The organism is Pseudoalteromonas sp. APC 3355, from assembly GCF_030407615.1.
Lineage (GTDB): Bacteria > Pseudomonadota > Gammaproteobacteria > Enterobacterales > Alteromonadaceae > Pseudoalteromonas > Pseudoalteromonas distincta.
Genome location: NZ_JASDDB010000002.1, coordinates 587,446 through 611,607, shown reverse-complemented (window position 1 = coordinate 611,607; position 24,162 = coordinate 587,446). Strand labels below are relative to the sequence as shown.

Annotated in this window: 20 protein-coding genes and 1 other RNA gene; 7 read left to right on the top strand and 14 right to left on the bottom strand. The window is 40.6% G+C overall.

The genetic code is table 11. The features are described 5' to 3' along the window. Positions 1-615: 615 nt before the first annotated feature. Both ffs and QMA08_RS05960 read right to left on the bottom strand, forming a co-directional pair. Positions 616-712, bottom strand: an RNA gene (gene ffs / locus QMA08_RS05965) — signal recognition particle sRNA small type. Positions 713-851: 139 nt separating this feature from the next. Continuing rightward, entirely contained in the window at positions 852-1,727 is an 876-nt protein-coding gene (locus tag QMA08_RS05960) for a DUF3014 domain-containing protein (RefSeq protein WP_290173924.1), read from the bottom strand. A gap of 239 nt (positions 1,728-1,966) precedes the next feature. Here QMA08_RS05960 and QMA08_RS05955 point away from each other — a divergent pair, with 239 nt between their 5' ends. Then, positions 1,967-3,112, top strand: a complete 1,146-nt coding sequence (locus QMA08_RS05955; protein WP_002958292.1) for a patatin-like phospholipase family protein — start codon at positions 1,967-1,969, stop codon at positions 3,110-3,112. Positions 3,113-3,127: 15 nt separating this feature from the next. Here the strand turns inward: QMA08_RS05955 and QMA08_RS05950 are convergent, their stop codons facing one another. Continuing rightward, a complete protein-coding gene (locus tag QMA08_RS05950) occupies positions 3,128-5,101 on the bottom strand; it encodes a monovalent cation:proton antiporter-2 (CPA2) family protein (RefSeq protein WP_024596261.1) in 1,974 nt (657 codons plus the stop codon). Positions 5,102-5,234: 133 nt separating this feature from the next. Between QMA08_RS05950 and QMA08_RS05945 the strand changes: the two genes are divergently transcribed. Beyond that, the gene (locus QMA08_RS05945; RefSeq protein ID WP_182696038.1) at positions 5,235-6,131 is read left to right on the top strand and encodes a GGDEF domain-containing protein; all 897 of its coding nucleotides are present in this window, start codon (positions 5,235-5,237) and stop codon (positions 6,129-6,131) included. A 30-nt stretch (positions 6,132-6,161) separates the two neighbouring features. On the opposite strand, the gene QMA08_RS05940 is transcribed toward QMA08_RS05945, so the two are convergent. From QMA08_RS05940 to lpxB, 6 genes are all read right to left on the bottom strand, one after another. Further along, positions 6,162-6,515, bottom strand: a complete 354-nt coding sequence (locus QMA08_RS05940) for a hypothetical protein (RefSeq protein WP_290173922.1) — start codon at positions 6,513-6,515, stop codon at positions 6,162-6,164. Then, positions 6,516-7,820, bottom strand: a complete 1,305-nt coding sequence (tilS, locus tag QMA08_RS05935; protein WP_182780450.1) for a tRNA lysidine(34) synthetase TilS — start codon at positions 7,818-7,820, stop codon at positions 6,516-6,518. An 82-nt stretch (positions 7,821-7,902) separates the two neighbouring features. After that, complete coding sequence (gene accA / locus QMA08_RS05930; protein WP_002958297.1) at positions 7,903-8,859, bottom strand: acetyl-CoA carboxylase carboxyl transferase subunit alpha; 957 nt, start codon at positions 8,857-8,859, stop codon at positions 7,903-7,905. Positions 8,860-8,875: 16 nt separating this feature from the next. Continuing rightward, the gene (gene dnaE / locus QMA08_RS05925) at positions 8,876-12,367 is read right to left on the bottom strand and encodes a DNA polymerase III subunit alpha (protein WP_290173918.1); all 3,492 of its coding nucleotides are present in this window, start codon (positions 12,365-12,367) and stop codon (positions 8,876-8,878) included. 2 nt (positions 12,368-12,369) lie between these two features. Further along, positions 12,370-12,972 (bottom strand): ribonuclease HII, encoded by a 603-nt coding sequence (rnhB, locus tag QMA08_RS05920; RefSeq protein ID WP_182712628.1) that lies wholly within the window; start codon positions 12,970-12,972, stop codon positions 12,370-12,372. After that, on the bottom strand, positions 12,962-14,119 hold the full coding sequence (gene lpxB, locus QMA08_RS05915) for a lipid-A-disaccharide synthase (RefSeq protein ID WP_033039707.1): 1,158 nt from the start codon (positions 14,117-14,119) through the stop codon (positions 12,962-12,964). Before lpxB ends, rnhB begins: the two co-directional genes overlap by 11 nt. 301 nt (positions 14,120-14,420) lie before the next feature. Between lpxB and QMA08_RS05910 the strand changes: the two genes are divergently transcribed. The 5 genes from QMA08_RS05910 to cydC are packed head-to-tail and all read left to right on the top strand — an operon-like array spanning position 14,421 to position 20,838. Further along, positions 14,421-16,004, top strand: a complete 1,584-nt coding sequence (locus QMA08_RS05910) for a cytochrome ubiquinol oxidase subunit I (RefSeq protein WP_182696042.1) — start codon at positions 14,421-14,423, stop codon at positions 16,002-16,004. Next, positions 16,001-17,140 carry a cytochrome d ubiquinol oxidase subunit II gene (gene cydB, locus QMA08_RS05905; RefSeq protein WP_002958302.1) on the top strand — a complete coding sequence of 380 codons (1,140 nt, stop codon included), beginning with the start codon at positions 16,001-16,003 and terminating at the stop codon, positions 17,138-17,140. The genes QMA08_RS05910 and cydB overlap by 4 nt, the downstream gene beginning before the upstream one ends. 12 nt (positions 17,141-17,152) lie before the next feature. Beyond that, positions 17,153-17,317, top strand: coding sequence for a cytochrome bd-I oxidase subunit CydX (gene cydX, locus QMA08_RS05900; protein WP_002958303.1), 165 nt, complete (start codon positions 17,153-17,155; stop codon positions 17,315-17,317). Further along, positions 17,307-19,100 carry a thiol reductant ABC exporter subunit CydD gene (gene cydD / locus QMA08_RS05895; RefSeq protein WP_290173983.1) on the top strand — a complete coding sequence of 598 codons (1,794 nt, stop codon included), beginning with the start codon at positions 17,307-17,309 and terminating at the stop codon, positions 19,098-19,100. Before cydX ends, cydD begins: the two co-directional genes overlap by 11 nt. Then, positions 19,093-20,838 (top strand): thiol reductant ABC exporter subunit CydC, encoded by a 1,746-nt coding sequence (gene cydC / locus QMA08_RS05890; RefSeq protein ID WP_290173916.1) that lies wholly within the window; start codon positions 19,093-19,095, stop codon positions 20,836-20,838. The genes cydD and cydC overlap by 8 nt, the downstream gene beginning before the upstream one ends. Here cydC and QMA08_RS05885 read toward each other — a convergent pair. From QMA08_RS05885 to QMA08_RS05865, 5 genes are all read right to left on the bottom strand, one after another. Next, positions 20,821-21,213: a septal ring lytic transglycosylase RlpA family protein gene (locus QMA08_RS05885; protein ID WP_149602336.1), complete on the bottom strand. Its 393-nt coding sequence runs from the start codon at positions 21,211-21,213 to the stop codon at positions 20,821-20,823. The two genes, cydC and QMA08_RS05885, sit on opposite strands and share 18 nt — an antisense overlap. Positions 21,214-21,361: 148 nt before the next feature. After that, a complete protein-coding gene (gene lpxA / locus QMA08_RS05880) occupies positions 21,362-22,132 on the bottom strand; it encodes an acyl-ACP--UDP-N-acetylglucosamine O-acyltransferase (RefSeq protein WP_290173913.1) in 771 nt (256 codons plus the stop codon). A gap of 2 nt (positions 22,133-22,134) precedes the next feature. Then, complete coding sequence (fabZ, locus tag QMA08_RS05875) at positions 22,135-22,587, bottom strand: 3-hydroxyacyl-ACP dehydratase FabZ (protein ID WP_002958310.1); 453 nt, start codon at positions 22,585-22,587, stop codon at positions 22,135-22,137. A 26-nt stretch (positions 22,588-22,613) separates the two neighbouring features. Beyond that, positions 22,614-23,636: a UDP-3-O-(3-hydroxymyristoyl)glucosamine N-acyltransferase gene (lpxD, locus tag QMA08_RS05870; protein ID WP_024596249.1), complete on the bottom strand. Its 1,023-nt coding sequence runs from the start codon at positions 23,634-23,636 to the stop codon at positions 22,614-22,616. A 7-nt stretch (positions 23,637-23,643) separates the two neighbouring features. After that, positions 23,644-24,162, bottom strand: a complete 519-nt coding sequence (locus QMA08_RS05865) for an OmpH family outer membrane protein (protein WP_002958312.1) — start codon at positions 24,160-24,162, stop codon at positions 23,644-23,646.

The window sequence follows — 24,162 nt, the reverse complement described above, 5'->3', positions numbered from 1 at the left end:
TGCGTACAAGTTAAAAGTTGTCTAGCGAGAAAAGGAGCTGGAAACTATTAGGTATTATGGATTAATTTAGTGAAAAAATATAAAAATTAAGGAGTTAGCGATATACACCCAATGTTGCTTGAAGTATAAGTTGGCATAGAGTTGAATCATAAAATGGCATAAAGTGACTGGTTTTCTTAAATTAAAAGCTCCTGATACCAAAGCCAGTTTTTTAATGCTAAAAAATTCCGATTAATTTAGTAGAAATAGATATTTCTCATTAAGACTTAAACACCCTTAAGTTTCAATTTTTGATGGTGAAGAAAATGATTGGATAAATTTTATGGGATATCTATGTCGATGACATGACGTACCGATTCGCAACAAGCGATTATATTAGCACATCAAGAATAGTGGAAATATCACCTCAGAACCAGCTAATCAAAACAGTCAGTGGTAGCCTTTATCAAGTTATTGGAAAAGGCAAAAAGCCGAAGTGCAAATATGAGTGAGCCATTTAACAATTTGGTTAATGCTAAATTATGTCATCTTATGCTTCTGGTTTATGCAATCTTTTAGTACAAATATGTCAACTTATACTTCAAACAACACCCAAATGAGGAATTTGGGTGGCAGTCTTACCAGCCACATCTCGGCACACACGTCACAAACTGTGGCTGCTCCCTTCCGGGCCTGACCAGGTTCGCCTGCTAGTGTTGCGAGAGGACCAATAAGACTACCATTGAGGGCCTTGGTTGGCGCGGGAAGGATTATCTCTACTTTTGCTCTGTTATTCAAGGGATAATCTAAAAAGAAAGTGCGATTGCATACTTCATATACAATCGCGACGTATTTAGCTGTTTTAGTGCGTATTAATTGTTCTCTAACTGCGCTTTTATATTACGAAGTGCTGCTTTTACTTTTTTCATGTTTTCTGGACCCATACGTAAAAGCTGTTTTTGCGCAGCAGGTAATTGCTCCCACTCCGAAAACGCATACTGATACGTCACTGAATCGCGAAGTAACGGCAAGTCACCTTCAGGCTCTGGCGTATCAAGTAATAAATCGATTGCATCGGTTAGCGTTTGATTAAACTCATCATCTCCATAACCAATTTCACTGTATGCATTATTTATAAGTGGCTTGTACTCTTCGTACATGCGAACGGCTTGCGCTGCACTCATACTGGTAAATATTTTCACATACGGGGTATAACGCTCGTAGCTGTTAGGGTTAATTGTGAGGATATCCCCTTCATTAACGCTAAATTTCTCTTCTGGCTGTACAACAGGCGTGTGCTTTTTAGCTACCTTACCTTTAGCTAGGTTATCTACAAATACAACACCACGGCGAATTACATCGTCGGTCACCATTAGGCTCATTACTGAGTCGCTTAGGTACTCATCCATTTTAGCAACCACAACTGTATCACTTTCGTTAAGTGTTGGTAGTGGCTCCACTTCAGGCTCCGGCTCGCTCGGGCTTTGTACTGGTACTTCAAGCTCGGCTGGTTTTTCTGGCATTACAGATGGCGCGTCTACCACTGGGTCGTTCTCGGGTTTAAGCTCCATCATAGGTTGCTCTTTAACTGCGGGCTCTACCTCAGTGCGTGTTTCTTGCTCGTCACTTGGTGTGAGCAATACGAAGGCAGCCGCACATGCTACGACTATTAAAATAATAACGGCGAAAAGAATATTGTTATTAGGTGGACGTTTTTGAACATCTGATGCTTCTGGTTTATCTGACATACGAACTCCATAAAAATTAAAATGCGATATCACTTAGAGTACGCTAAGTGGATTAAATTCATTCTTACACAAATACTATGACATTTTATAATACGGCAATTATAGCAAAGTAAGTTACCTACTAAATTGGGTGATTAAATAATGTAATAAGCATTAGGGCAGTTATCCTTTGATTCTTCTAGCTTAAAGACTTACAGTTAATAAATAAAGTAAAGACGTAGAACAGTTTAACCACCAATATGAAAATCAAGCAAGTTGACCCACAAAAACCTAAAACTGCCTTATTACTTACAGGTGGTGGCGCACGAGCTGCTTATCAAGTCGGTGTGCTAAAAGCGCTAGCTCATAGTATGCCTCGTACTGCTCCATTGCCATTTAGAGTAATAAATGGCACCTCCGCTGGCGCTATTAACTCTGCTGCATTGGCATGTTACGCTTCTTGTGCGCATTTGGCTGTACGAAAGCTCGAATCAGTTTGGAAAAACTTTTCAACCTCTATGGTCTATAAAAGTGACTTTTTAAGCGTGTTTGGTCATATTGCTCGCAATATCTTAACGAGCTTTCAGTCAGAGCATATTAACCACCCACCAGCGAGCTTACTAAATAACCGCCCTCTGCGTAGTTTATTAAACGAGATTTTAGATTTACACCGCATTGAGCGCAATTTACACCGTAATTATTTAGATGCGCTGTCTATTACAGCCTCAAGTTATACAACGGGTGACTCGGTTGCATTTTTTCAATCTAATACGCAAACATCGTGGCAACGTGCTAAACGCGAAGGCCGCGCAACTCGTATTAATGTTGAGCACTTAATGGCATCAAGTGCCATTCCTATGGTGTTTCCAAGTGTAAATATTTATAACCATTACTTTGGTGATGGCTCTATACATCAACTTTCTCCGCTGAGTCCGTCGATTCATTTAGGCGCTGAAAAAATATTTATTATTGGGGTCGATCAACCTAAAGAATTACACCCGCCGGGTTATTCGCCACATTATCCTGGACTCTCTGCTGTTGCGGGGCATTTACTAGACAGTGTATTTACCGACACTATGCAATCGGATTTAGAGCGTTTGGCTCGTGTTAACCGAACATTAGGGCTATTACCCGCGCGTGACAAACATCAAGAACTTAAACAAATAGATACCTTTGTAATTAACCCATCGCAAAACTTTAATGCTATTGCAGCACAGTATTACGACGATATGCCTTGGGCTATTAAAGTATTGCTACGTACCATAGGTGTTAAAAAACATTCGCAATCGAGCTTAACCAGTTATCTATTGTTTGAAAAACGCTACACCCAACATTTAATGCAAATTGGTTATGAAGACGGTATGAAAAAATTACCGGAGATACGCAAGTTTTTAGAACTAGATTAAGCTCAAACAGAAACGTTATTCTATTCCGTCGAGCAGGTAGTGCTCTACCCGCTCAACACGCCTTGGTTTACCTTGTAACACTAAAACGTCATTAGCCAATAAGGTTGTTTGTGCTGATGGCGTGTCTATTTCGGCTCCTTCTCTGCGCAGCGCTTTTACCAGTACCCGACGCTTTTCTAAATTTAGATTTTCGATTGTTTTATTAACTGCATAAGCTTTATCAGGCAGAGCAACCACATGTAAGTACTCTAACCGGTCACTTGATGTATCTTCGTTATCTTTAAAATAGCCTGCATAAAAGCTTTGCATTAACGGATAACGATTACGACGCTCTTTACTTACTCTTCGTACAATACGCGTCATCGGTACTCCCGACATAGACAACACATGCGACACGAGCATTAAGCTTGCCTCTAACGACTCAGGTACTACTTCGGTTACACCTAGCTCTTTTAAATAATCTAGCTGGCTATCGTCACGGGTACGAATGAGTATTTTAACATTGGGTGCTATTTGCTTTATGGCATCAATAACAACTTGTGCATGATCAAACTCTGTAAAAGTAATAATAACCAAGCGAGCTCGCTCTACTCCTGCGCACTTTAAAATATCTTTTTGTTTAACATAGCCAAATATGACAGGCTCACCCGCCGCTTTGCCTTCTTGTACTAAAATTGGGTTACTTTCAATCGCAACATAGTCTATTGCTTCGGGCTTTAAAAAACGCGCTATAGTTTGCCCAACTCGCGAAAAACCACAAATAACAACATGGTCACTATAAAGCGTACTACTTTGTGGCTCACTCTCGAGCGCCAAACTTGGGCGATCGAGTATGCCTAAACGCTTTAAAATAAATGGCGTTTTATCAATCAAAAATGGGGTAAATGCCATTGAAAGCACACCAAGGGCAATTAAAAATGAAGCTTGCTCTGAATTTAATAATTGATGCTGGCCAGCAAGTGCAATAAGTACAAAGCCAAACTCCCCCATTTGCCACAGCATAATGCCACAGGCGAGTGAATCTTGGTTTCGCTCATGCATTAGCCGCGCGCTAAAGGCTACCACTGCAATTTTTAACACCAGTAAACCCAGCAAGGCGCCAATAATTATTACGATATGCCCCAGTACAAATAAAATATCCAGCTGCATACCTACAGTAACAAAAAATAGCCCCATTAAAATATCGCGAAATGGGCGTATATCGGCCTCTAACTGATGCCTGTAATGGCTCTCACCTAACATCATTCCGGCTAAAAAAGCACCTAGCGCCATAGACAAGCCAAACATATACGTTAAAAAGCCTGCAAACAACGCGACTAATATGGTGGTAAGTACAAATAACTCATCGGTTCGTACTTGCGCTATTTCTTTAAACACAATGGGCAATACCCATTTACCAATTGCCCAAAGAAGCACACATACAAATGCGCCTTTACTTAGGGCAAACGCTAAAGCCCAGCCAATACTTTGAGAGTCACTTGATGCAAATAAAGGAAGTATTATTAATAGAGGAACGACAGCAATATCTTGAAAAAGTAGAACACCAACGGCTAATTGCCCACGGCGCTGATTAAGCTCACCCGTTTCTTTTAATAGCTTAACTACTACAGCGGTTGAAGAAAGCGCCATAATTGTGCCGATGGTAAAACTGGTGAGTAATGAAAAGTTTAAGCAATATAGAATAATAATGAAGAGTAAACTGGTTATACCTACTTGTAATGAGCCCAAACCAAATACTAGGTTTCGCATTGCCATTAGTCGAGAAATAGAAAATTCTAGCCCTAAACTAAATAACAAAAACACAATACCCAATTCAGCTACAAACTCTATTTCGTGAGATTGTGCAAGCCAGCCAATACCATGACTACCGGCTAAAACCCCCGTTGCTAGGTACGCTAAAATAGGCGGCAAGCCAATGCGCTTAAAAAACCACACAAAAAGAACTGCCGCGACTAATAAGCCAAAAATTTGAGCATTAATACTTTGCAAATGCAGCCTCGCGTTTAAATTAAACTAGTAGCTTGTAAGTAAATATAACAACCATATGTTTTTCATGCAATTTTAAAATATGGCACAAAAATAGCTTAGTTATTGCAAAGTAACACCCTCGGGGGAGAATTTAATGGAAAACGTCCATATTTTGACGCAGCGTGTGTCTGGTCGCGGTGATTTTTTGCCGTTTTCGGCTGAACACTCACCTACAAATGAAATAACTGAAACGCATGAACTCGTCGCAGAGCTACAAACAAGCTTAGTGATCGAGGATGTTCTGGCTATTTACGCTAAATTTGCAAAACAATTGCTCAATTTTTCTGGATTACAGTTTCAATCAACTTTAGGTACTGCTCAAACATCACAAAGTGATACAAATAGTACACCCTATATTTTTGATTTAGCGATTAATAAAGACCACTTAGGGCAGCTAATTTATTTTAGTAAATTCCCACTTGGTCACGCAATTGAGAAAAAATTACATACATTACATAGTGCGCTGGTTTATCCACTTCGTAATGCGATGATGTATAGCCGCGTACTAAAGCTTGCCACAAAGGATGCGTTAACCGGTTTAAATAATCGTAGTCAATTTAATGACTTTTTACTTCAAAAGCTTGAAAACTGTCGCCGTTATCAACGCCCATTTAGTTTAATGTTGCTTGACTTAGATAACTTTAAACAAGTTAACGACAACTTCGGCCATAAAATTGGTGACGATACACTTAAAGAATTTTCAAAAGTACTGTGTAGCAGTATACGCGGCACTGATTCGGTATTTAGATTTGGTGGTGATGAGTTTGCTTTACTTATTGAAGACCCTGAGTTTACAACTAATAAAGTGATTGCTGAGCGTATAATGTGCTTAGTAAGAAAATCGCCATTAATGTCTAAGTATAAAGTAACAACCAGTATTGGTTTTACTTTAGCTAACAGCCAAGATTGCGAAACTGAGATATTTGCTCGAGCCGATAAAGGTTTATACAAAGCAAAGGCATCAGGTAGAAACTGCGCAAAAGCATATTAGCCTTTACTTAACTGCATTAAATAAAAAAGCCTAGCTTCCCCCGCTAGGCTTTGCACATACCAATTTATAAATAAACAACGCAGCACAAAAACCAAAAAAGAACCCGCTAATTAAATTAAGTAATGCAGTAATAGTCGCAAGCGGTGTAAATAATACTAAAAGCAGTGGCAGACTCACGCCTAAAATAAAAAACAATCCACCTTTACCTAACCAATAAGCTAATAAAAGTACTGCAGATGCAATCCCACCAGCGACTGCATAACCTAACGTAACTATATTTAACTCAAGTAAAACATTAGCGATAACAGCAATAAGCGCTGTTATTAGCATACCCATTGGCGCTTTTTTTACTAACGATAAGCCAACATGCGGCTTTTTACTCATTTATTTACACTCCCAAAAAATACCATTTTCATCAACATGCTTAGCACTTATAAAATAACCAACCACTTGAACTAATTCATCATTATAAAAAATAAGTGGCACACTGGCGCGTAGCCACGGCGCTATTTTTGCATCTTTAAACCAATGCTTAACTGTATTACTACCAGGCTTTTTAAGTGGTTTAATACGTGCGCTATTGCAATTAAAGCGCACTATTACTTGCTCATTTGAGTGTGGAGGTCTTACTCCAAAACCAATGCTTTTAATTAATAAGCGCCCGTCTGCAAGTTTTAGCTGCGAATGATTTAGCTCAATATCTGTTAATACTTCACTTGGTGTTACAAAATACAAATAACCTTGATGACGACGTATTTGCCCATAGAGCAAATCAATACGCATTTGCGCGTCGTTTTTTGCGCACATTGCTTGATTAATAATTTGCTCAAGCTGCTTTTGCGATGGCATGACCTGTGTAAATAATGTAAGCCACGCACGTACTATATTTGCAATACGCGCTGAGCTGTATTCGCTTATTTGGCTAATGCACAGTGCTTGGTACTCGTTAATACACTTATTTAAATCAAGCTGAGTGTACTCATCAAGTAGTGTTTGCTGTTGTTGTAGTAGCTCAATACTTCGTGCTGTACATTGTTCAAACCCAGTAAAACGCTCGGCTAACACAGGTACTATTTTTGAGCGTAAAAAGTTACGGTCAAAACTTTCATCTGTATTTGAGTCATCAGTTATGTGGTTAATACTAAAGCGCGCCGCAAACGCTTCTATATCGCTTCGCTTTACGTTTAACAATGGCCTAAAACATACACGGCCACTTTGCAGCAAACGCACTTGGTGCATGGCGCCAAGCCCTTTTAAACCCGAGCCACGCTTTAAGCGCAGTAAAAACGTTTCTACTTGGTCGTTTAAATGTTGGCCCAATAAAACAATGCTGCCTTGTGGGCTTAGCTCATCAAGTGCTTTGTAACGTGCATCGCGAGCTTGGGCTTCAAGGCTCGTTCGCGACTGCTGCTCAATTACAACTTTTGCGACTTTAAAAGGCACATCAAGCTCAATACATACATTCTTGCAAAAGCGTTGCCAGTCATCAGCATACTGGCTCAAGCCATGGTGAACATAAATAGCCGATACATCAATTGCAGGATTATCGGCTCTTAAAGCACGCATTAAATGCAGCAACACCACAGAATCAACACCACCAGAAAGCGCCACAGTAAAAACAGTGTTACCTTGCTCAATATAGCTATTTAGTGATTTTTTTAATTGCTGATAAATTGCTGTTGTATGCATATGGCCGCACTTTTATATAAAAACTCTGAACATTTTAAAGCAAAAAAGCCGCATAAGCGGCTTTTTTTAACAATTAATGTGTTTAGCAATAACCAAACGACATTAAACGTTTGTAACGTTGATCAAGCATTTCTTCAAGCGTAAGCGCTTGTAAGTCTGCTAGGTCACGCTTAAGGCGTACTTTTAAGTTACGTGCCATAGCATCGTAATTACGATGTGCACCACCTAGAGGCTCATCAACTAAGTTGTTGATTAAGTCTAGCTCTTTAACGCGCTCTGCGGTTACACCCATTGCTTCTGCTGCAAGCGGTGCTTTGTCAGCGCTTTTCCAAAGAATAGACGCACAACCTTCAGGCGAAATTACAGAATAAGTGCTGTACTGCAACATGTTAACTCTGTCGCCAACACCAATTGCTAATGCACCGCCTGAACCGCCTTCACCAATAACCGTACATATTGTCGGCACTTTAAGTGACGCCATTACTTTTAAGTTACGTGCGATTGCTTCAGATTGACCACGTTCTTCAGCGCCAACACCTGGGTATGCACCTGGTGTGTCAATAAAGGTCATGATTGGCATTTTAAAACGCTCAGCCATTTCCATTAAGCGTAATGCTTTACGGTAACCTTCTGGCTTTGGCATACCAAAGTTGCGTTTAATTTTTTCAGCAGTATCACGACCTTTTTGTTGGCCAATAACCATTACCGGTTCGCCATCTAAACGCGCAATGCCACCTAAAATAGCTGGATCGTTAGCAAAAGTACGATCGCCAGCAAACTCGTCAAATTCCGTGAAAATGCGCTCGATATAATCTCGAGTGTAAGGACGCAACGGATGACGTGCTAACTGTGATACTTGCCAAGCGCCTAAATTAGAAAAAATCTCCTGTTTTTGTTTGGCACTTTTTTCTTTTAATTTGCTGACTTCCTCTTCTAACTCAAGGTCTAATTCGCCAGCGCGGCTGATACTTTGTAATTCTTCAATTTTTGCTTCTAATTCTGCAATTGGAAGCTCAAAATCAAGATAATTGAGGCTCATGCTCTAAACTACCTAATTAGTTAAATTCTAGTTCTACATCTTGCGCAGCCATTAGTGATAACTTATGGATTAAGTCGTCACTTGGCGTAACACACCATTCGATCCCAAGAGTTAATTGCGCCAACGCATCTGGACGTTGGTAATAAACCTTGATCGGACACGTTCCCATTTTATAGGGTTCGAGTACTTTTTGTAATTTATCGAAGAAACCTGCCTCGATTTGCACCATGTTCAGCGTCATTTTAATCGCTTTAATACGCTTTTCACGCGCTTGAGCAATGGTGTTTATTTCTCTGGCGGTCATTGTAATACCACCGGAGAAGTTATCAAAGCTGACCTGTCCAGATATTACCAAGATATTGTTAACTTGGAGCATATCTTGGTACTTTTCAAACTCGTCTGAATACAAGCGTACATCAATCCGTGCACTCTTGTCATCTAAAGTTACTAAGGCCCAACGATTTCCTTTTTTATTAATTAATACTCTAGAAGCAATAACTAAACCAGCTGCCGTTGCAAACACATCACGATTAGTTGGCTGTAAATCAACTATTTTTCCGCTAGTGTAATGCCTAAGCTCACGGCGGTACTGATTTATTGGATGCCCAGTTAAATAAAGGCCTAGCGTCTCTTTTTCGCCATCTAACCACTCGTTATCAGTAAGCCCTGTGGCTTTAATAAAAGCTTGTTCAACTTCATCAGGCTCAGTGGCTAATAAACCAAATAAGTCACTTTGTCCTAATTGCTCAGCTTTGTTGTGTTGATCGGCCGCACGCATAGCATCTTTTAAACTGGCTAGTAATGTAGCACGCCCAGATTGGGTTTTCTCTGGTCCTAATTGATCCAAAGCACCTGCGTAAATTAATTTTTCAGTAACACGTTTATTTAAGCGTTTTAAATCAACACGGGCACAAAAATCAAATAAATCTTTAAATGGGCCGCCTTTTGCACGCGCTTCTAAAATTGCTTCAACCGGAGCCTCACCTACGCCTTTTATCGCGCCAATGCCGTAAACAATTTCACCTTCAAGGTTTACTGTAAACTTAAACTCACCTGCATTTACGTCTGGTGGTAATAAGGTGAGCTTCATGTTTTCACATTCATCCACCAAAATAACTATTTTGTCGGTGTTATCCATATCGGCCGACATTACAGCAGCCATAAACTCTGCAGGATGATGCGTTTTCATCCACAATGTTTGATACGATACGAGTGCGTAAGCTGCTGAGTGAGATTTGTTAAAACCGTAACCTGCGAACTTTTCTACCAAGTCGAAGATTTTTATCGCAAGCTCGCCGTCAATGCCGTTATTTCTTGCGCCATCTTCAAATGTTGAACGCTGCTTTGCCATTTCTTCGGGTTTTTTCTTACCCATTGCACGACGCAGCATGTCGGCGCCACCTAGCGTGTAACCTGCTAGTACTTGCGCAATTTGCATTACTTGTTCTTGATACAAAATAATGCCGTAAGTTGGATCAAGTATTGGTTTTAAGCTTTCGTGCTGATACTGCGCATCTGGGTATGAGATTTCTTCTCGGCCCAGTTTTCGGTCGATAAAGTTATCTACCATGCCTGATTGCAGTGGACCTGGTCGGAACAAGGCCACAAGTGCAATCATATCTTCAAAGCAGTCGGGCTTAAGGCGGCGTACTAGGTCTTTCATACCACGCGACTCTAGCTGGAATACAGCGGTCGTTTCGGCGCGAAGTAACAACTCAATACTTTTTTTATCATCCAGTGGAATGGTGTTTATATCAACGGGGTCTTTACCTTGGCGCTTCATGCGCACATTGGTCATATCGACCGCCCACTGCAATATAGTCAGTGTACGTAAACCCAAGAAATCGAACTTAACTAAGCCGGCTGTTTCTACATCGTTTTTATCAAACTGTGTTACTGGAAACTTACCTTCGTCATCGCAATAAAGCGCAGCGAAGTCGGTAATAGTGGTTGGCGATATTACTACGCCACCCGCATGTTTACCGGCATTACGTGTACACCCTTCAAGGATGCGACACATGTCGATTAAGTCTTTTACCTCATTGTCGCCATCGTAGGCTTCTTGCAAGCGTGGTTCTACATCAAACGCTTTGGCAAGTGTCATACCGGGGTCACCCGGAATCAATTTTGAAATTCGATCAACAAACCCGTAAGGATGCCCAAGCACTCGCCCTACATCGCGTATTACCGCCTTTGCAGCCATGGTACCAAAGGTAATAATTTGCGAAACCGCATCCCGACCATACAAAGCCGACACGTGATCAATTACTTCGTCTCGTCTATCCATACAAAAATCGACGTCGAAATCGGGCATTGATACACGTTCAGGGTTCAAGAATCGCTCAAACAGTAAGTCAAACTCAAGTGGATCAAGGTCGGTAATTTTAAGCGCGTACGCAACTAACGAACCCGCACCTGAACCACGACCAGGCCCAACTGGAATATTATTATCTTTACTCCACTGAATAAACTCCATTACGATTAAGAAGTAACCAGGGAATCCCATTTGGTTGATTACACCAAGCTCTATATCAAGGCGCTCATCGTATTCAACACGTTTTACTTTTCTATCTTCTTCGTCGGGGAATAAAAACTGTAGTCGTTCTTCAAGGCCGTCTTGTGACACTTTAACTAAAAAGTCTTCAATTTTAAGCGAGCCGGTTGGGTAATCAGGTAAAAAGTAAGTACCTAATTGCACAGTTACATTACAACGCTTAGCGATTTCTACGGTATTTTGTAGGGCTTCTGGAATATCGCTAAACAACTCAGCCATTTGCTCAGGTGTTTTTAGATATTGTTCTTCAGAGAACCGTTTAGGGCGGCGCTTATCATCGAGCGTGTAACCGTCAAAAATAGCAACACGAATTTCGTGCGCTTCAAAGTTTTCTGGCTTTAAAAACACCACTTCGTTGGTGGCTACAACCGGTAGTTGCTCTTTAGCAGCAAGCTCTACCGCCATGTGCAAGTAATCTTCTTCAAGCGGTCGATTGGTGCGAACAAGCTCTAGGTAGTAGTTATCGCTAAAATGCTGCTTATAAAAACTAACAACCGATTCAATTACAGTCGGATTATTTTTTAATAATGCTTTACCTAAGTCACCGTCTTTAGCGCCTGAGAGAATAATTAAGCCTGCTTTTAGCTCAACTAACCATTCGCGGTCAATAACTGGGCGATGAAACACATGCCCACGCTGATAAGCTTTAGATATCAACAAGGTAATATTTTTATAGCCGTCGTTGTCTTTGGCTAATATGGTTAAGCGGCTTGGCTCATCAGGAAACTCTGGGCTACGAACCCAAAAGTCAGCACCCACTATAGGTTTAATACCTGCATTATGCGTGGCGCCATAAAAACGCACTAAACCACAAAAGTTCATTTGATCGGTAATTGCAATGGCTGGCATTTGCAGCTCTTGCGCTTTTGCGACGATTGGCTTTGTTTTAGCAAGGCCATCAACCATCGAAAAGTCTGAATGAACTCTTAAATGAACAAAATCAGGAGCAGCCATGCTTAGCCCTCACCATTGACTTGCGCCAAAACCCGCTGCACAGGTTTAAAGCTTTTACGATGCTCGTCAATTGCACCGTATTGTTCAAGTGCTGCAAAGTGCGCTTTAGTGGGATACCCTTTGTGCCCTGCAAAACCATATTCTGGGTGGCGTTTATCAAGTTCAAGCATTTCGTCATCGCGTGCTACTTTAGCTAAAATAGACGCCGCTGAAATTTCGGCCACTAAGCTATCACCTTTAACAACAGCTTGTGCTGGCATAGTGAGTTTTGGCAATCGATTACCATCTATAAATACAAATTCAGGTTGTGTGCTTAATGCCTCTACTGCGCGAGTCATGGCAAGCATCGTTGCGTGTAGAATATTTAACTCGTCAATTTCTGTTGGACTGCAGCGTCCATACGCGTAGCACAATGCTTTTTCTTTTATTTCAACTGCAAGTGCTTGGCGTTTTTTATCCGTTAACTTTTTAGAATCTGCTAAGCCTGCAATTGGTTTAGTGGGATCTAAAATAACGGCGGCAGTGACTACATCACCAACAAGTGGGCCGCGCCCTACTTCATCTACACCAGCAATTAAGGATACATTGGGTCTATCAATCTGCATTTATTAACTCCGCCACAGCATTGGCTGCTTGTTCACTGGCATTTAATCTGATTTTTTCGTGAATAGCTAAAAAGCGTGCTTTTAGCTCTTTGTTATCTGTGTTGAGCATAGGGGTAAGTGCGTTTGTTAAGTTAGTCACATTACACTCGGTTTGTAAAAACTCAGGCACTAGCTCTTCGTCGGCTAATAAATTAGGCAGCGAAAAGTACTTAATATTAAACGTAAATAAAGTTTTAAAAATCCAATAGCTCAAAGGCTTTATTTTATAGCCCACAACCATTGGTTTTTTATAAAGCATACCTTCAAGTGTTGCTGTGCCCGAGGCTAATAAAATAGCATCAGCAGCTTGCATCGCTAATTTTGATTGCCCATCAAGCAGGTTAACATTAAGGTTTGGTGCGGTAGCGTTTAATATATCACTAAACTGCGCTTTGCGTTTTTCGTTAACCAACGGCACCACAATTTTAAGATTGGGGTTTTTAGCTTGCAGCTCAGCAGCTGTTTTAATGTAAGTCTCGCTTAGCAAACCAACTTCAGAGCCTCGACTACCAGGTAGCAGCGCCAGTACTTTGTCATCAAGGCTTAAGCCGAGTTCTTCTCGTGCTTTAGTATCGTCGTGCTCAAGTGCTATGTCGTCTGCCAAGGTATGCCCCACAAATGTACATGGCACTTGGTGCTTATCGTAGAACTCTTTTTCAAATGGTAATAATGCTAACACTAAGTTAGTGGCTGCACTTATTGTATGAATGCGCTTTTCGCGCCACGCCCAAACAGACGGACTTACATACTGCACGGTTTTAATACCCGCATCTTTAAGTGGCTTTTCTACACGTAAGTTAAAATCCGGTGCATCAATACCTATAAATACATCAGGTGGGTTATCTACAAAATGCTGCACGAGTTGTTTACGTATTTTAAGCAAACGTGGTAAACGCCCTAGCACCTCAACAAGCCCCATAACCGAAAGCTCATCCATGTCGTAAAGTGTTTTACAGCCCTGCGCTTGCATTTTAGGTCCTGCTATTCCTTCAAAAATAGCGTCCGGAAAGTGTTTTTTAAGGGCTTTAATTAAGCCTTCACCTAAAATATCGCCCGACAGTTCACCTGCCACAATACCAATACGTAGTTGTTTTTTATCTTTATTCATTTGATTTTATTTCACAAGTAAACCAGGCGTTCATGCTTGTTAGTTTACCGTGTTTTACTGTTTGGTTAAACGCTTTAAATAACTGGTTTTTTATTACCTAAGTTAAGGCTTTATGTTGTTTGTTTTTAATACTGATGTAGCATAGGAAATATATATTACGCTTTACTAATATGTATGTTGACAAAGATTGCACAAACGTAAATACTATTACAAAATTTCAGTAATTACTGAAAGTTCATTAAACTCTAACTTTGCCAATAAAATGTTGCCCTGTTAATCCGTCACTCTCAAGGAGCCAATAATGATAGATGAAACCTTTGTGGATCTATCGCGATTACAGTTTGCTGTTACCGCTCTCTTTCATTTCTTATTCGTACCGTTAACGATAGGTATGACCTGGATTTTAGTTATTATGGAATCGGTTTATGTTATGACCGGTCGCGAAATTTATCGTGATATGACTAAGTTTTGGGGAAAATTGTTTGGTATTAACTTTGCAATTGGTGTGGCAACAGGCCTTACCATGGAGTTTGAGTTTGGTACTAACTGGTCTTATTACTCCCATTACGTAGGTGATGTTTTTGGGGCTCCCCTGGCTATTGAAGGTTTAATGGCATTCTTTTTAGAATCGACCTTTGTGGGTATGTTCTTTTTAGGCTGGGACAGGCTTTCTAAACGCCAACATTTAGGCGCGACCTTTTTAATGGCCATTGGTACTAACATGTCGGCGCTGTGGATTTTAATTGCCAACGGTTGGATGCAAAACCCAGTAGGCGCTGAATTTAACTATCAAACCATGCGCATGGAAATGACCAGTTTTGCAGAGCTTGTGTTTAACCCTGTAGCCCAAGTTAAGTTTATTCATACTGTATCGGCAGGTTATGTAGCAGCGTCTATGTTTGTGCTTGGTATTAGTAGCTGGTACATATTGAAGGGTCGTGATTTAGCATTTGCTAAACGCTCTTTTTCAGTCGCATCAGGCTTTGGTTTAGCGTCAATTTTGTGTGTAATTTTACTCGGTGACGAATCAGGCTACGAAGTAGGCGAAGTCCAAAAAGTAAAACTTGCCACAATTGAAGCTGAATGGCACACAGAAGAAGCTCCGGCTGCGTTTACCGCATTTGGTTTTCCTGATTCAGAAGAGCAAGTAACACATGCGGCGGTTAAAATACCTTACGCACTTGGGTTAATTGCTACGCGCTCACTAGATGAGCAAGTAACGGGTATTAACGACCTAGAAAAACAACATGAAGTACGTATTCGCAACGGTATGATTGCTTATGAATACCTTACAAAACTTAGAAACGGTGAAGATACGCCAGATAATATCGCCAAATTTAATACTCTAAAAGATGATTTAGGCTATGGCTTGCTACTTAAGCGCTACACACCTGATGTTGTAGATGCTACTGAAGAACAAATTCAAAAAGCTGTTAAAGACTCTTTTCCTAAAGTAGGCCCTATGTTTTGGTCATTTAGGATTATGGTTGCCTGTGGTGTGGCCATGCTAGGTGTATTTATATTGGCATTTTACTACAACGCACACCGCGTTATTGAGCAAAAACGCTGGTTGTTATGGGCTGCCGTATTGAGTATTCCACTACCTTGGATAGCGATTGAATTTGGTTGGATTGTTGCCGAGTATGGTCGCCAACCTTGGGCTATATCTGAAATACTGCCGACCTTTTTAGCCACGTCGTCACTAACAGTAAACGATATTTTAATTAGCTTAACTGGGTTTATTGTTTTCTATACTGGTTTAGCCATTGTGGAAGGCTGGCTGATGATCCGCTTTGTTAAGCAAGGGCCAAGCTCGCTACATACTGGTAAGTATCATTTTGAATTACCAAGCAAAGCTGATAAAACTGAAGGAGAGCAATCATGATTTTTGATTATGAAACATTAAAAATGCTTTGGTGGTTGATCATTGGTGTGCTGCTTATTGGTTTTGCTATTACCGATGGTATGGATATGGGCGTTGCTATGTTGCTCCGCCTCGTTGGTAAAACAGATTCAGAGCGCCGCACAGTAATAAACACAATTGGCCCGCATTGGGATGGTAACCAAGTATGGTTTATAACTGCAGGCGGCGCGTTATTTGCGGCGTGGCCTATGGTTTATGCAGCTGCATTTTCGGGCTTTTACTTTGCCATGATGCTAGTACTCTTTGCTTTGTTTTTTAGACCACTTGGATTTGATTACCGCAGTAAAGTAGACTCAAAACGCTGGCGCAATAACTGGGATTGGGGCTTGCTTGCAGGCAGCGCGATTCCAGCATTAGTATTTGGTGTTGCGTTTGGTAATTTATTTTTAGGCGTACCGTTTAATATTGATAACCTTATGCGTGTAAGCTACCAAGGATCATTTTTTGGCTTGCTTAACCCATTTGGATTACTTGCAGGTTTAGTGAGTATTACCATGTTAGTTGCGCATGCGGGTATGTGGTTACAACTTAGAACAGCAAGTGTGGTCGCAGAGCGTTCGGGTCAATATGGTCGCTATTCTCTTATTGTGTTTATCGTGTTATTTGCTGCAGCTGGTTTTTGGGTGGCTAACTTAACGGGTTACCAAGTTGTATCTATGGCTGATACACAAAGTCATGCAGACCCTTTAGCTAAAGTAGTCACTACAGCGCAAGGTGCTTGGTTAAGTAATTACAGCACTCGTCCGTGGACAATGACCTTCCCTATTTTAGCCTTTGCAATGGCATTAAGTGCACTTGTGTTTTCAAAATTAAATAAACCTGCACTTGGACTTATTTCAACAAGCTTAATGTTAATTGGCGTAATTATGACGGCCGGTGTTTCTCTGTTCCCATTTATTATGCCATCAAGTAATAACCCTAATATTAGCTTAACAATTTGGGATGCGGTATCGAGCCATAAAACGCTCAATATAATGTTTGTTGCAGTGTGTATTTTTGTACCACTAATATTGTCCTACACCACTTGGTGTTACGTAAAAATGTGGCGCAGAGTAACGGTAGAAGAAATTGAAAACAACACTCATGGTAGCTACTAAGGAGACTAAACAATGTGGTATTTCGCTTGGATTTTAGGTGTACTTTTGGCCTGTACCTTAGGTGTAATAAATGTAATGTGGTACGAATTTCATCAAAATAAAAACAGCATTGCTGATGATGAACAAGCCATGCACGATTTATTAAATGATGCTAACAACACAAAAGATGACGACTAACCCCCGACCAGATCGCGCGCAGCAGCAATCACTGCGCGCTTTTTTAAAGCGTCAAAGTAAACCCGCTGCAGTGTGGTTAAAGTTAAGCATTGTAGTGGGTACTTTTAACGCATTACTGATGATTGCAGGTGCTTATTTACTGGCTCAAGCTATTCATAATGTAATGTTTGAAGGTAATAATTTAGCCCAAGTCACTCATTTATTATGGCCCTTAGCAGGCATTATTTTATTACGCGCGGTGTTTTTAGCGTTAAGTGAGCGCTTAAGTGCATTTGCTGCGCTTAAAATAAAATCGGCTATGCGCCAAACACTTCTCCATAAGCTCAGCTTACTTGGGCCTAGTTATATAGAACAACACGGCCAAGGCGCTACATTAAATACCCTGCATAATGGCGTTGAAGCACTTCACGACTATTATGCTAAATACTTGCCAGGTGTTGCTTACAGCGCACTTATTCCGCTGGCAATATTGGTTGTTATTTTTCCGACAGATTATAAAGCAGGGCTAATATTTTTATTAACCGCCCCGCTCATTCCTTTTTTTATGATTTTAGTAGGCGCTAAAGCCGAAGCTTTAAACCAAAAACGCTGGAAGCAACTTGCTGTACTGGGCAATTACTTTTTTGACCGCGTGCAAGGTTTAACTCAGCTAAAACTATTTAATGCAACATGTACCGAGCTTAAACAAATAGCTAAAATTTCAGATGATTTTAGACACGCGACACTCGATGTTTTAAAAATCGCGTTTTTATCATCATTTGCACTTGAGTTTTTAGCCACTATTAGCGTGGCACTCGTTGCCGTAATTATTGGTTTTAGACTATTTTTTGGCACTCTTGATTTTGCCACTGGCTTTGTGGTGCTACTTTTAGCGCCTGAATTTTATTTACCACTGCGCCAACTAGGTAGTCATTACCATGCACGTTTACAAGGTATTAGTGCGGCGGCCGATATGGTTGCGATTTTAAATGCCCCACTGCCAAGTGACGAAAATGCGTCAGTAACTACAAGCGCACCTGAAAACAATTTAACTTTAAATACAATTAATTCAATAAGTATTACCGACCTTAATTTTATATACCCTGGTAGTAACGAAGGGATTAAAAGTATAAATTTAACATTGCCAAATAAAGGCTTAATTGCAGTTGTGGGCAGTAGTGGCTCAGGTAAAAGTACGTTGTTTGATTGTCTATTAGGGTTTCACCCTGAGGTGATTAACAACCTATCTATTAATGATCAGAGTTTAAGTACAACCGATATTACTTACTTGCAAAATAATATTGCATGGATACCACAACAAGCGACGCTATTTTACGACACCATTGCTGCCAACATTAAATTGGCCAAACCCACTGCCACACAGCAAGAGCTTGAACACGCGGCAAAACAAGCTGGTGTGCTTGAATTTATTAATACCCTACCCGATGGTTTTAACACCCAGATAGGTGAGCAAGGTGAAGGGCTTTCTGGCGGTCAAAAACAACGTATTGCACTGGCTCGCGCATTTATAAAACAAGCACCAGTCTTAGTGCTTGATGAGCCCACTGCGCACCTTGATAGTCAAACAGAGCTGCTTATTCAAGATGCTATTAATGAATATGCTAAAAACAACTTAGTATTAGTTATTGCCCATAGATTAAATACCGTTAAACATGCCAGCAATATCATTGTGATGCACGATGGAAAAATAGCTGAGCAAGGTCACTTTGAAACACTTGCAGCGCAAAATGGTGCATTTGCTGACTTACTAAAAACGGCTGAACAAGGGGTGGTGCATGCGTAATTTTATTCGTTTATTAAAACTTTGTGCTCCTCATTACAAAGCAATGCTACTAGGCACATTTTTAGCGACGATTACGGTATTAGCTAATGTGGGCCTGTTGGCTATATCTGGCTGGTTTTTAGCATCAATGGCCGCTGCTGGTATTGCGGGCGTACAAATGAATTATTTTACTCCTGCCGGCACGATTCGTTTTTTAGCTATTGTGCGAACAGCATCGCGCTATGGCGAACGCCTAGTTACTCATAACGCCACGTTTTTATTACTAAGTGAAATACGTACCAATGTATTTGCAACGTTAAGCAAGCTTAACAATGTTGATTTAGCAATGAGCCGCAGCGCTGATCTAGTTAACCGATTACAAAACGATGTAGACGCACTCGACAAATTTTATTTAAACGTTTTACTTCCTATGCTGGTCGCTCTTTTAAGTGTGCCAATCATCATGCTGTTTATGTCGGCCTATAATGGCAACGTCGCCCTTATTTGCTTTACTGGCATTATACTTATTGGTGTGGTTATACCTGCCCTACTCAGCATAAAGCTCACTAAAAACAGCCATAAAGAAACACAACTTAGTGCACAACTTCGCTCTGAGCTTTCAGATACACTTACAGGCCTTAGAGAGCTTAGTATTTATCAAGCCCGTTCGCAGCAACTTAATAAGTGCGACGAATTAAGCGAGCAGTACAATCAGCAATTATTTATTCGCCACAAAGCACTGGCAAACTCAGATGGATTAAGCTTGTTGGTTGTTCAATTAGCCATGCTTGCTAGCATAGTAACCATTGTGCCGCTGGTTTACGCAAGCAGTATGGTAAATGTAGAACTTGCTATGTTAAGTTTATTTGTACTGGCAAGCTTTGAAAGTGTATTGCTACTACCCAATGCGTTTATAGAGCTTCCGAGTGTTTTAAAAGCAGCAGAGCGATTGTTTACACTTGAAGATAAGGCTGCTAGTTCGCAAATTGAAAGCACACATATAGACGTTGATGAAAACTTTAGCGCGCAAAACCACACATTGCTACTTAACAATATTAGCTACCAATATGGTGAACAAACAGCGCTAACTAATATCAGTTTTGAACTAATGCCTCAGCAAAAAGTAGCGATTGTAGGTAGAAGCGGCAGCGGTAAAACGACGCTTGTAAATTTACTTACTGGTTTATGGCCTTTGCAACAAGGCAGCATAACGCTAAACAATCAAAATAGCGTTGTTGACTTACATTCGTTAAATAATGATATACGCGCAAATGTTATAAATATACTCGCCCAGCAGCACCATATTTTTGATGGCACATTAAGTGAAAACTTACGTTATGCCGCGCCAAATGCAACTAAAGAGCAAATGATTGAAGCGCTCGCATTAGCTCAATTGAGCCCATGGTTTAATGAGCTAAAGGAAGGATTAAAAACACGTTTAGGCACTGGCGGGCGTAACGTGTCGCAAGGCCAATCTAGGCGTATAGCCATTGCCCAAGCATTACTTAAAAACCCTGCTATTTTAGTTCTTGATGAACCAACTGAGGGTCTTGATAATCAATCTAAGCAAGGGGTAATGCAAGCAATAATGCATGTTATGAATAACGCCAGCGTGCTGATAATCACGCACGATCCTGCTCTACTTGCTCAAATGGATAATGTTGTATGGTTAGAAGGCGGTAAAGTAGTCGCACAAGGCTCTCATAAAGAGCTCAGTAGCACTTATCCCGACTATGTTGCGCTAACTACCCGGTTTTAAAACCGTTACTGATACATCAATAACGCCGACTTTAGGGTCGGCTATCTTTTTAAACATACTCTTTGATAAATCAATAATACGACCTCGCACATACGGGCCTCTATCGTTAATTCTTACCGTGACTGATTTATTATTAGCGAGGTTGGTAACAACGACCTTAGTGCCAAAGTCGAACTCTAAATGGGCTGCTGTGGCGGCTTGTTGGCTAAAGCGCTCTCCGTTGGCAGTTGTTCTCCCGTGATATTTGTCAGCATAAAAAGATGCTTTACCAACTTGAGTAACCTCTCCAGTAGATGATTTAACAATAGGTTGGCTACTACAAGCGGCTAAAGCTGAAGTAATAAAAAGAGTGACAACTAACTTAGGTAAACGCATAGGATGACTTTTATTATACAAATTAGATGCATACTAACTTGAGCTCGCTGAGTATTAACTGAATTAGGTCTAAACCGTGGGCAATAAAAAACCACCTTCGATTTATCATCTAGGGTGGTTTTTTTATGCTTAAAGCAAAACGCGCGAATTATCTTACAATGCCGCGCTCTGAGCTTTTAACAAAGTCGACCATCAATTTCACAGCAGGGTACTTTACAGCATCTTCACTAAGCGATTCAATCGCTTCGTCTGCACCTAAGCTTTTACGGTAAAACGCTTTGTATGCACGGCGTACAGCCATAATTTCATCACTTTCGAAACCACGACGTTTCATGCCTTCTTTATTGATAGCGGCAGGACCTGCTGGCATACCAATGGTAGTAACAAAAGGTGGTACATCTTTGTTAACACCTGAATACATACCAATAAAGGCATGTGCACCAATTTTACAAAACTGATGAACTCCCGAATTACCACCTAAGATAACCCAGTCGCCTACATGTACATGGCCGGCCACACTTGCATTGTTAGCAAAAATTACGTTATCGCCAATTACCGCGTCATGTGCAACGTGTGTATAAGCCATAAATAAGTTATTACTACCAATTTTAGTAACGCCTTGGTCTTGAATTGTACCACGGTGAATAGTGGCACATTCACGGATAACATTGTTATCACCCATGATTAATGTGGTTGGCTCGTTGTTGTATTTTTTGTCTTGGCAGGCTTCGCCCACAGACGCAAACTGAAAAATATGATTGCCAGAGCCAATAGTTGATGGCCCTTTAACAACAACATGAGACTCAATAATACAGTTATCACCGATAACAACATCATTGCCAATATAACTATACGGACCAACTGAGACATTGTTGCCTAGTTTAGCGCCAGGTTCGATTATTGCTGTAGAATGGATCACTATTAAAACTCTCTTCTCGCACACATAATTTCGGCACTACACACTACTTTGCCGTCGACTCTAGCTTCTGCTGCAAACTTCCAAATGTTGCGACGTTCTTTTAAAAACTCAACATGAAGATGCATTGTATCACCTGGGATCACTGGCTGTTTAAAACGTGCGTTATCAACAGCAGCAAATAAATATAATTCGTTTTCACTACGATTTTCTACTGTTTTAAAACCTAATAAACCCGTGGCTTGCGCCATTGATTCTAATATTAGCACACCAGGAAAAATTGGCTGATTTGGGAAATGGCCAGTAAATATAGGTTCGTTTATAGAAACATTTTTAATAGCATGTAAAGATTTGCCAGGTGTAAAATCAATAACACGATCAATTAATAGCATCGGGTAACGGTGCGGTAATAAACTTAAAATTTCTTGAATATCAAGGCTATTTAATTCGTTTGCCAAAATAGCATCCTTATTAGTGTTCAACGTTATGACTTAGCCAATGCTTCCAGCGCTTTAAGACGTGATTTCATGTCTGAAAGGTTACGCAAGTGAGCTATTGATTTACGCCATTCTTTGTTTGTTGTATGGGGCATACCAGATGAGTAAATACCTGGTTCGGTGATTGATTTTGTCACCATACTCATGCCGGTAATTATAACACCATCACATACAGACATGTGACCATTAATTGCAACCATGCCACCAATTTGACAGTTTTTGCCAATGGTAACGCTTCCTGCAAGTACGGTGCAGCCCGCGATTGCGGTGCCTGAATTAACTTCAACGTTGTGCGCTATTTGACACTGATTATCGATAATAACATTGCTATGGATAATGGTATTGTCCAGGGCGCCACGATCAATTGTCGTACTTGCACCAATTTCAACTTTGTTACCTATGATCACAGAGCCAAGCTGAGGTATTTTTACCCATTGCCCGCGTTCGTTCGCATAGCCAAATCCATCACTACCTACAACACTATTTGCTTGAAACAAACAATCTGAACCAATTTCAACATCGTGATAAATAGTCACACTAGACCAAAGCTTAGTGCCAGAGCCTATTTTAACACGTTCTCCGATAAAACTGTTCGGACCAATTTGCGCATTGTCACCTATCACCGCATCAGCTTCAATGACTGCATTAGCACCTATGGCGGCGCTGTCACTAACAATCGCTGTTGAATGAACAGTGGCACTTGGATGTATACCCGTCGAGGCTGAGCGTGGTGTTGTATCCATAAATTGCGCTAATTTTGCGTAACTTACGTACGGATTAGCAACAATAACTTTGCTACCACTAAAGTACTGAGCATCGGCTTGGCTTACTATTACAGCGCTAGCTTGAGTAGTCTCAAGTTGCGAGCGATATTTTGAGTTAGCTAAAAATGCAATATGCCCAGAATGGGCATTTGCAAGTGTCGCTATTTTTTTTATTTCTAAAGCGCCATCACCCTGAAGTTCGGCGCCTAGAAGTTCCGCAATTTGCGAAAGCGTATAATTTTGCATAGAGTGATTATTTCTTACTAACTGCAGCTACAACTTTAGACGAAAGATCAGTTACTTCTTTAGGATTAAAGTAAATAGTAGTGTCTTTTACTTTAACTTCATCGAAGTCGCCGTCTTTAGCAATTTCTTCAATTGTTTTGATGATCACACCTTGAACTTTAGCAAGTTCTTGATTTTGGCGCGCTTTGATTTCTTGCTCTAAAGGACGACCTTGTTCAGCAAGATTTTTTTGCATGCCTTGGATTTTATCACGTAGTGCATCTTTTTGAGCTTGGCTCATAGTTGTACTTTCGCGTTTAAATTTTTCAGCTTCAAAACGAATATCGCCTTGTAACTTTTCAAGCTCTTGACGACGTTCAGCAAACTCAGTTTGTAAAGACTGTTCAATTTTAGCCATTTGAGGAATTTGCTTGTAGATTTCCTGCATATCAACAATACCTACTTTGTGTGCAAATGCATTCACAGAAGTACCCATCATTAAAGTTGCTAAAACTGCTACAGCTGTTGATTTAAATAATTTTTTCAC

What these genes read in the sequence shown, in the direction of transcription:
- QMA08_RS05960 (WP_290173924.1), bottom strand. Translation starts at nt 1,727, where the DNA reads ATGTCAGATAAACCAGAAGCATCAGATGTTCAAAAACGTCCACCTAAT.
- QMA08_RS05955 (WP_002958292.1), top strand. Translation starts at nt 1,967, where the DNA reads ATGAAAATCAAGCAAGTTGACCCACAAAAACCTAAAACTGCCTTATTA.
- QMA08_RS05945 (WP_182696038.1), top strand. Translation starts at nt 5,235, where the DNA reads ATGGAAAACGTCCATATTTTGACGCAGCGTGTGTCTGGTCGCGGTGAT.
- QMA08_RS05940 (WP_290173922.1), bottom strand. Translation starts at nt 6,515, where the DNA reads ATGAGTAAAAAGCCGCATGTTGGCTTATCGTTAGTAAAAAAAGCGCCA.
- tilS (WP_182780450.1), bottom strand. Translation starts at nt 7,820, where the DNA reads ATGCATACAACAGCAATTTATCAGCAATTAAAAAAATCACTAAATAGC.
- accA (WP_002958297.1), bottom strand. Translation starts at nt 8,859, where the DNA reads ATGAGCCTCAATTATCTTGATTTTGAGCTTCCAATTGCAGAATTAGAA.
- dnaE (WP_290173918.1), bottom strand. Translation starts at nt 12,367, where the DNA reads ATGGCTGCTCCTGATTTTGTTCATTTAAGAGTTCATTCAGACTTTTCG.
- rnhB (WP_182712628.1), bottom strand. Translation starts at nt 12,972, where the DNA reads ATGCAGATTGATAGACCCAATGTATCCTTAATTGCTGGTGTAGATGAA.
- lpxB (WP_033039707.1), bottom strand. Translation starts at nt 14,119, where the DNA reads ATGAATAAAGATAAAAAACAACTACGTATTGGTATTGTGGCAGGTGAA.
- QMA08_RS05910 (WP_182696042.1), top strand. Translation starts at nt 14,421, where the DNA reads ATGATAGATGAAACCTTTGTGGATCTATCGCGATTACAGTTTGCTGTT.
- cydB (WP_002958302.1), top strand. Translation starts at nt 16,001, where the DNA reads ATGATTTTTGATTATGAAACATTAAAAATGCTTTGGTGGTTGATCATT.
- cydX (WP_002958303.1), top strand. Translation starts at nt 17,153, where the DNA reads ATGTGGTATTTCGCTTGGATTTTAGGTGTACTTTTGGCCTGTACCTTA.
- cydD (WP_290173983.1), top strand. Translation starts at nt 17,307, where the DNA reads ATGACGACTAACCCCCGACCAGATCGCGCGCAGCAGCAATCACTGCGC.
- cydC (WP_290173916.1), top strand. Translation starts at nt 19,093, where the DNA reads ATGCGTAATTTTATTCGTTTATTAAAACTTTGTGCTCCTCATTACAAA.
- QMA08_RS05885 (WP_149602336.1), bottom strand. Translation starts at nt 21,213, where the DNA reads ATGCGTTTACCTAAGTTAGTTGTCACTCTTTTTATTACTTCAGCTTTA.
- lpxD (WP_024596249.1), bottom strand. Translation starts at nt 23,636, where the DNA reads ATGCAAAATTATACGCTTTCGCAAATTGCGGAACTTCTAGGCGCCGAA.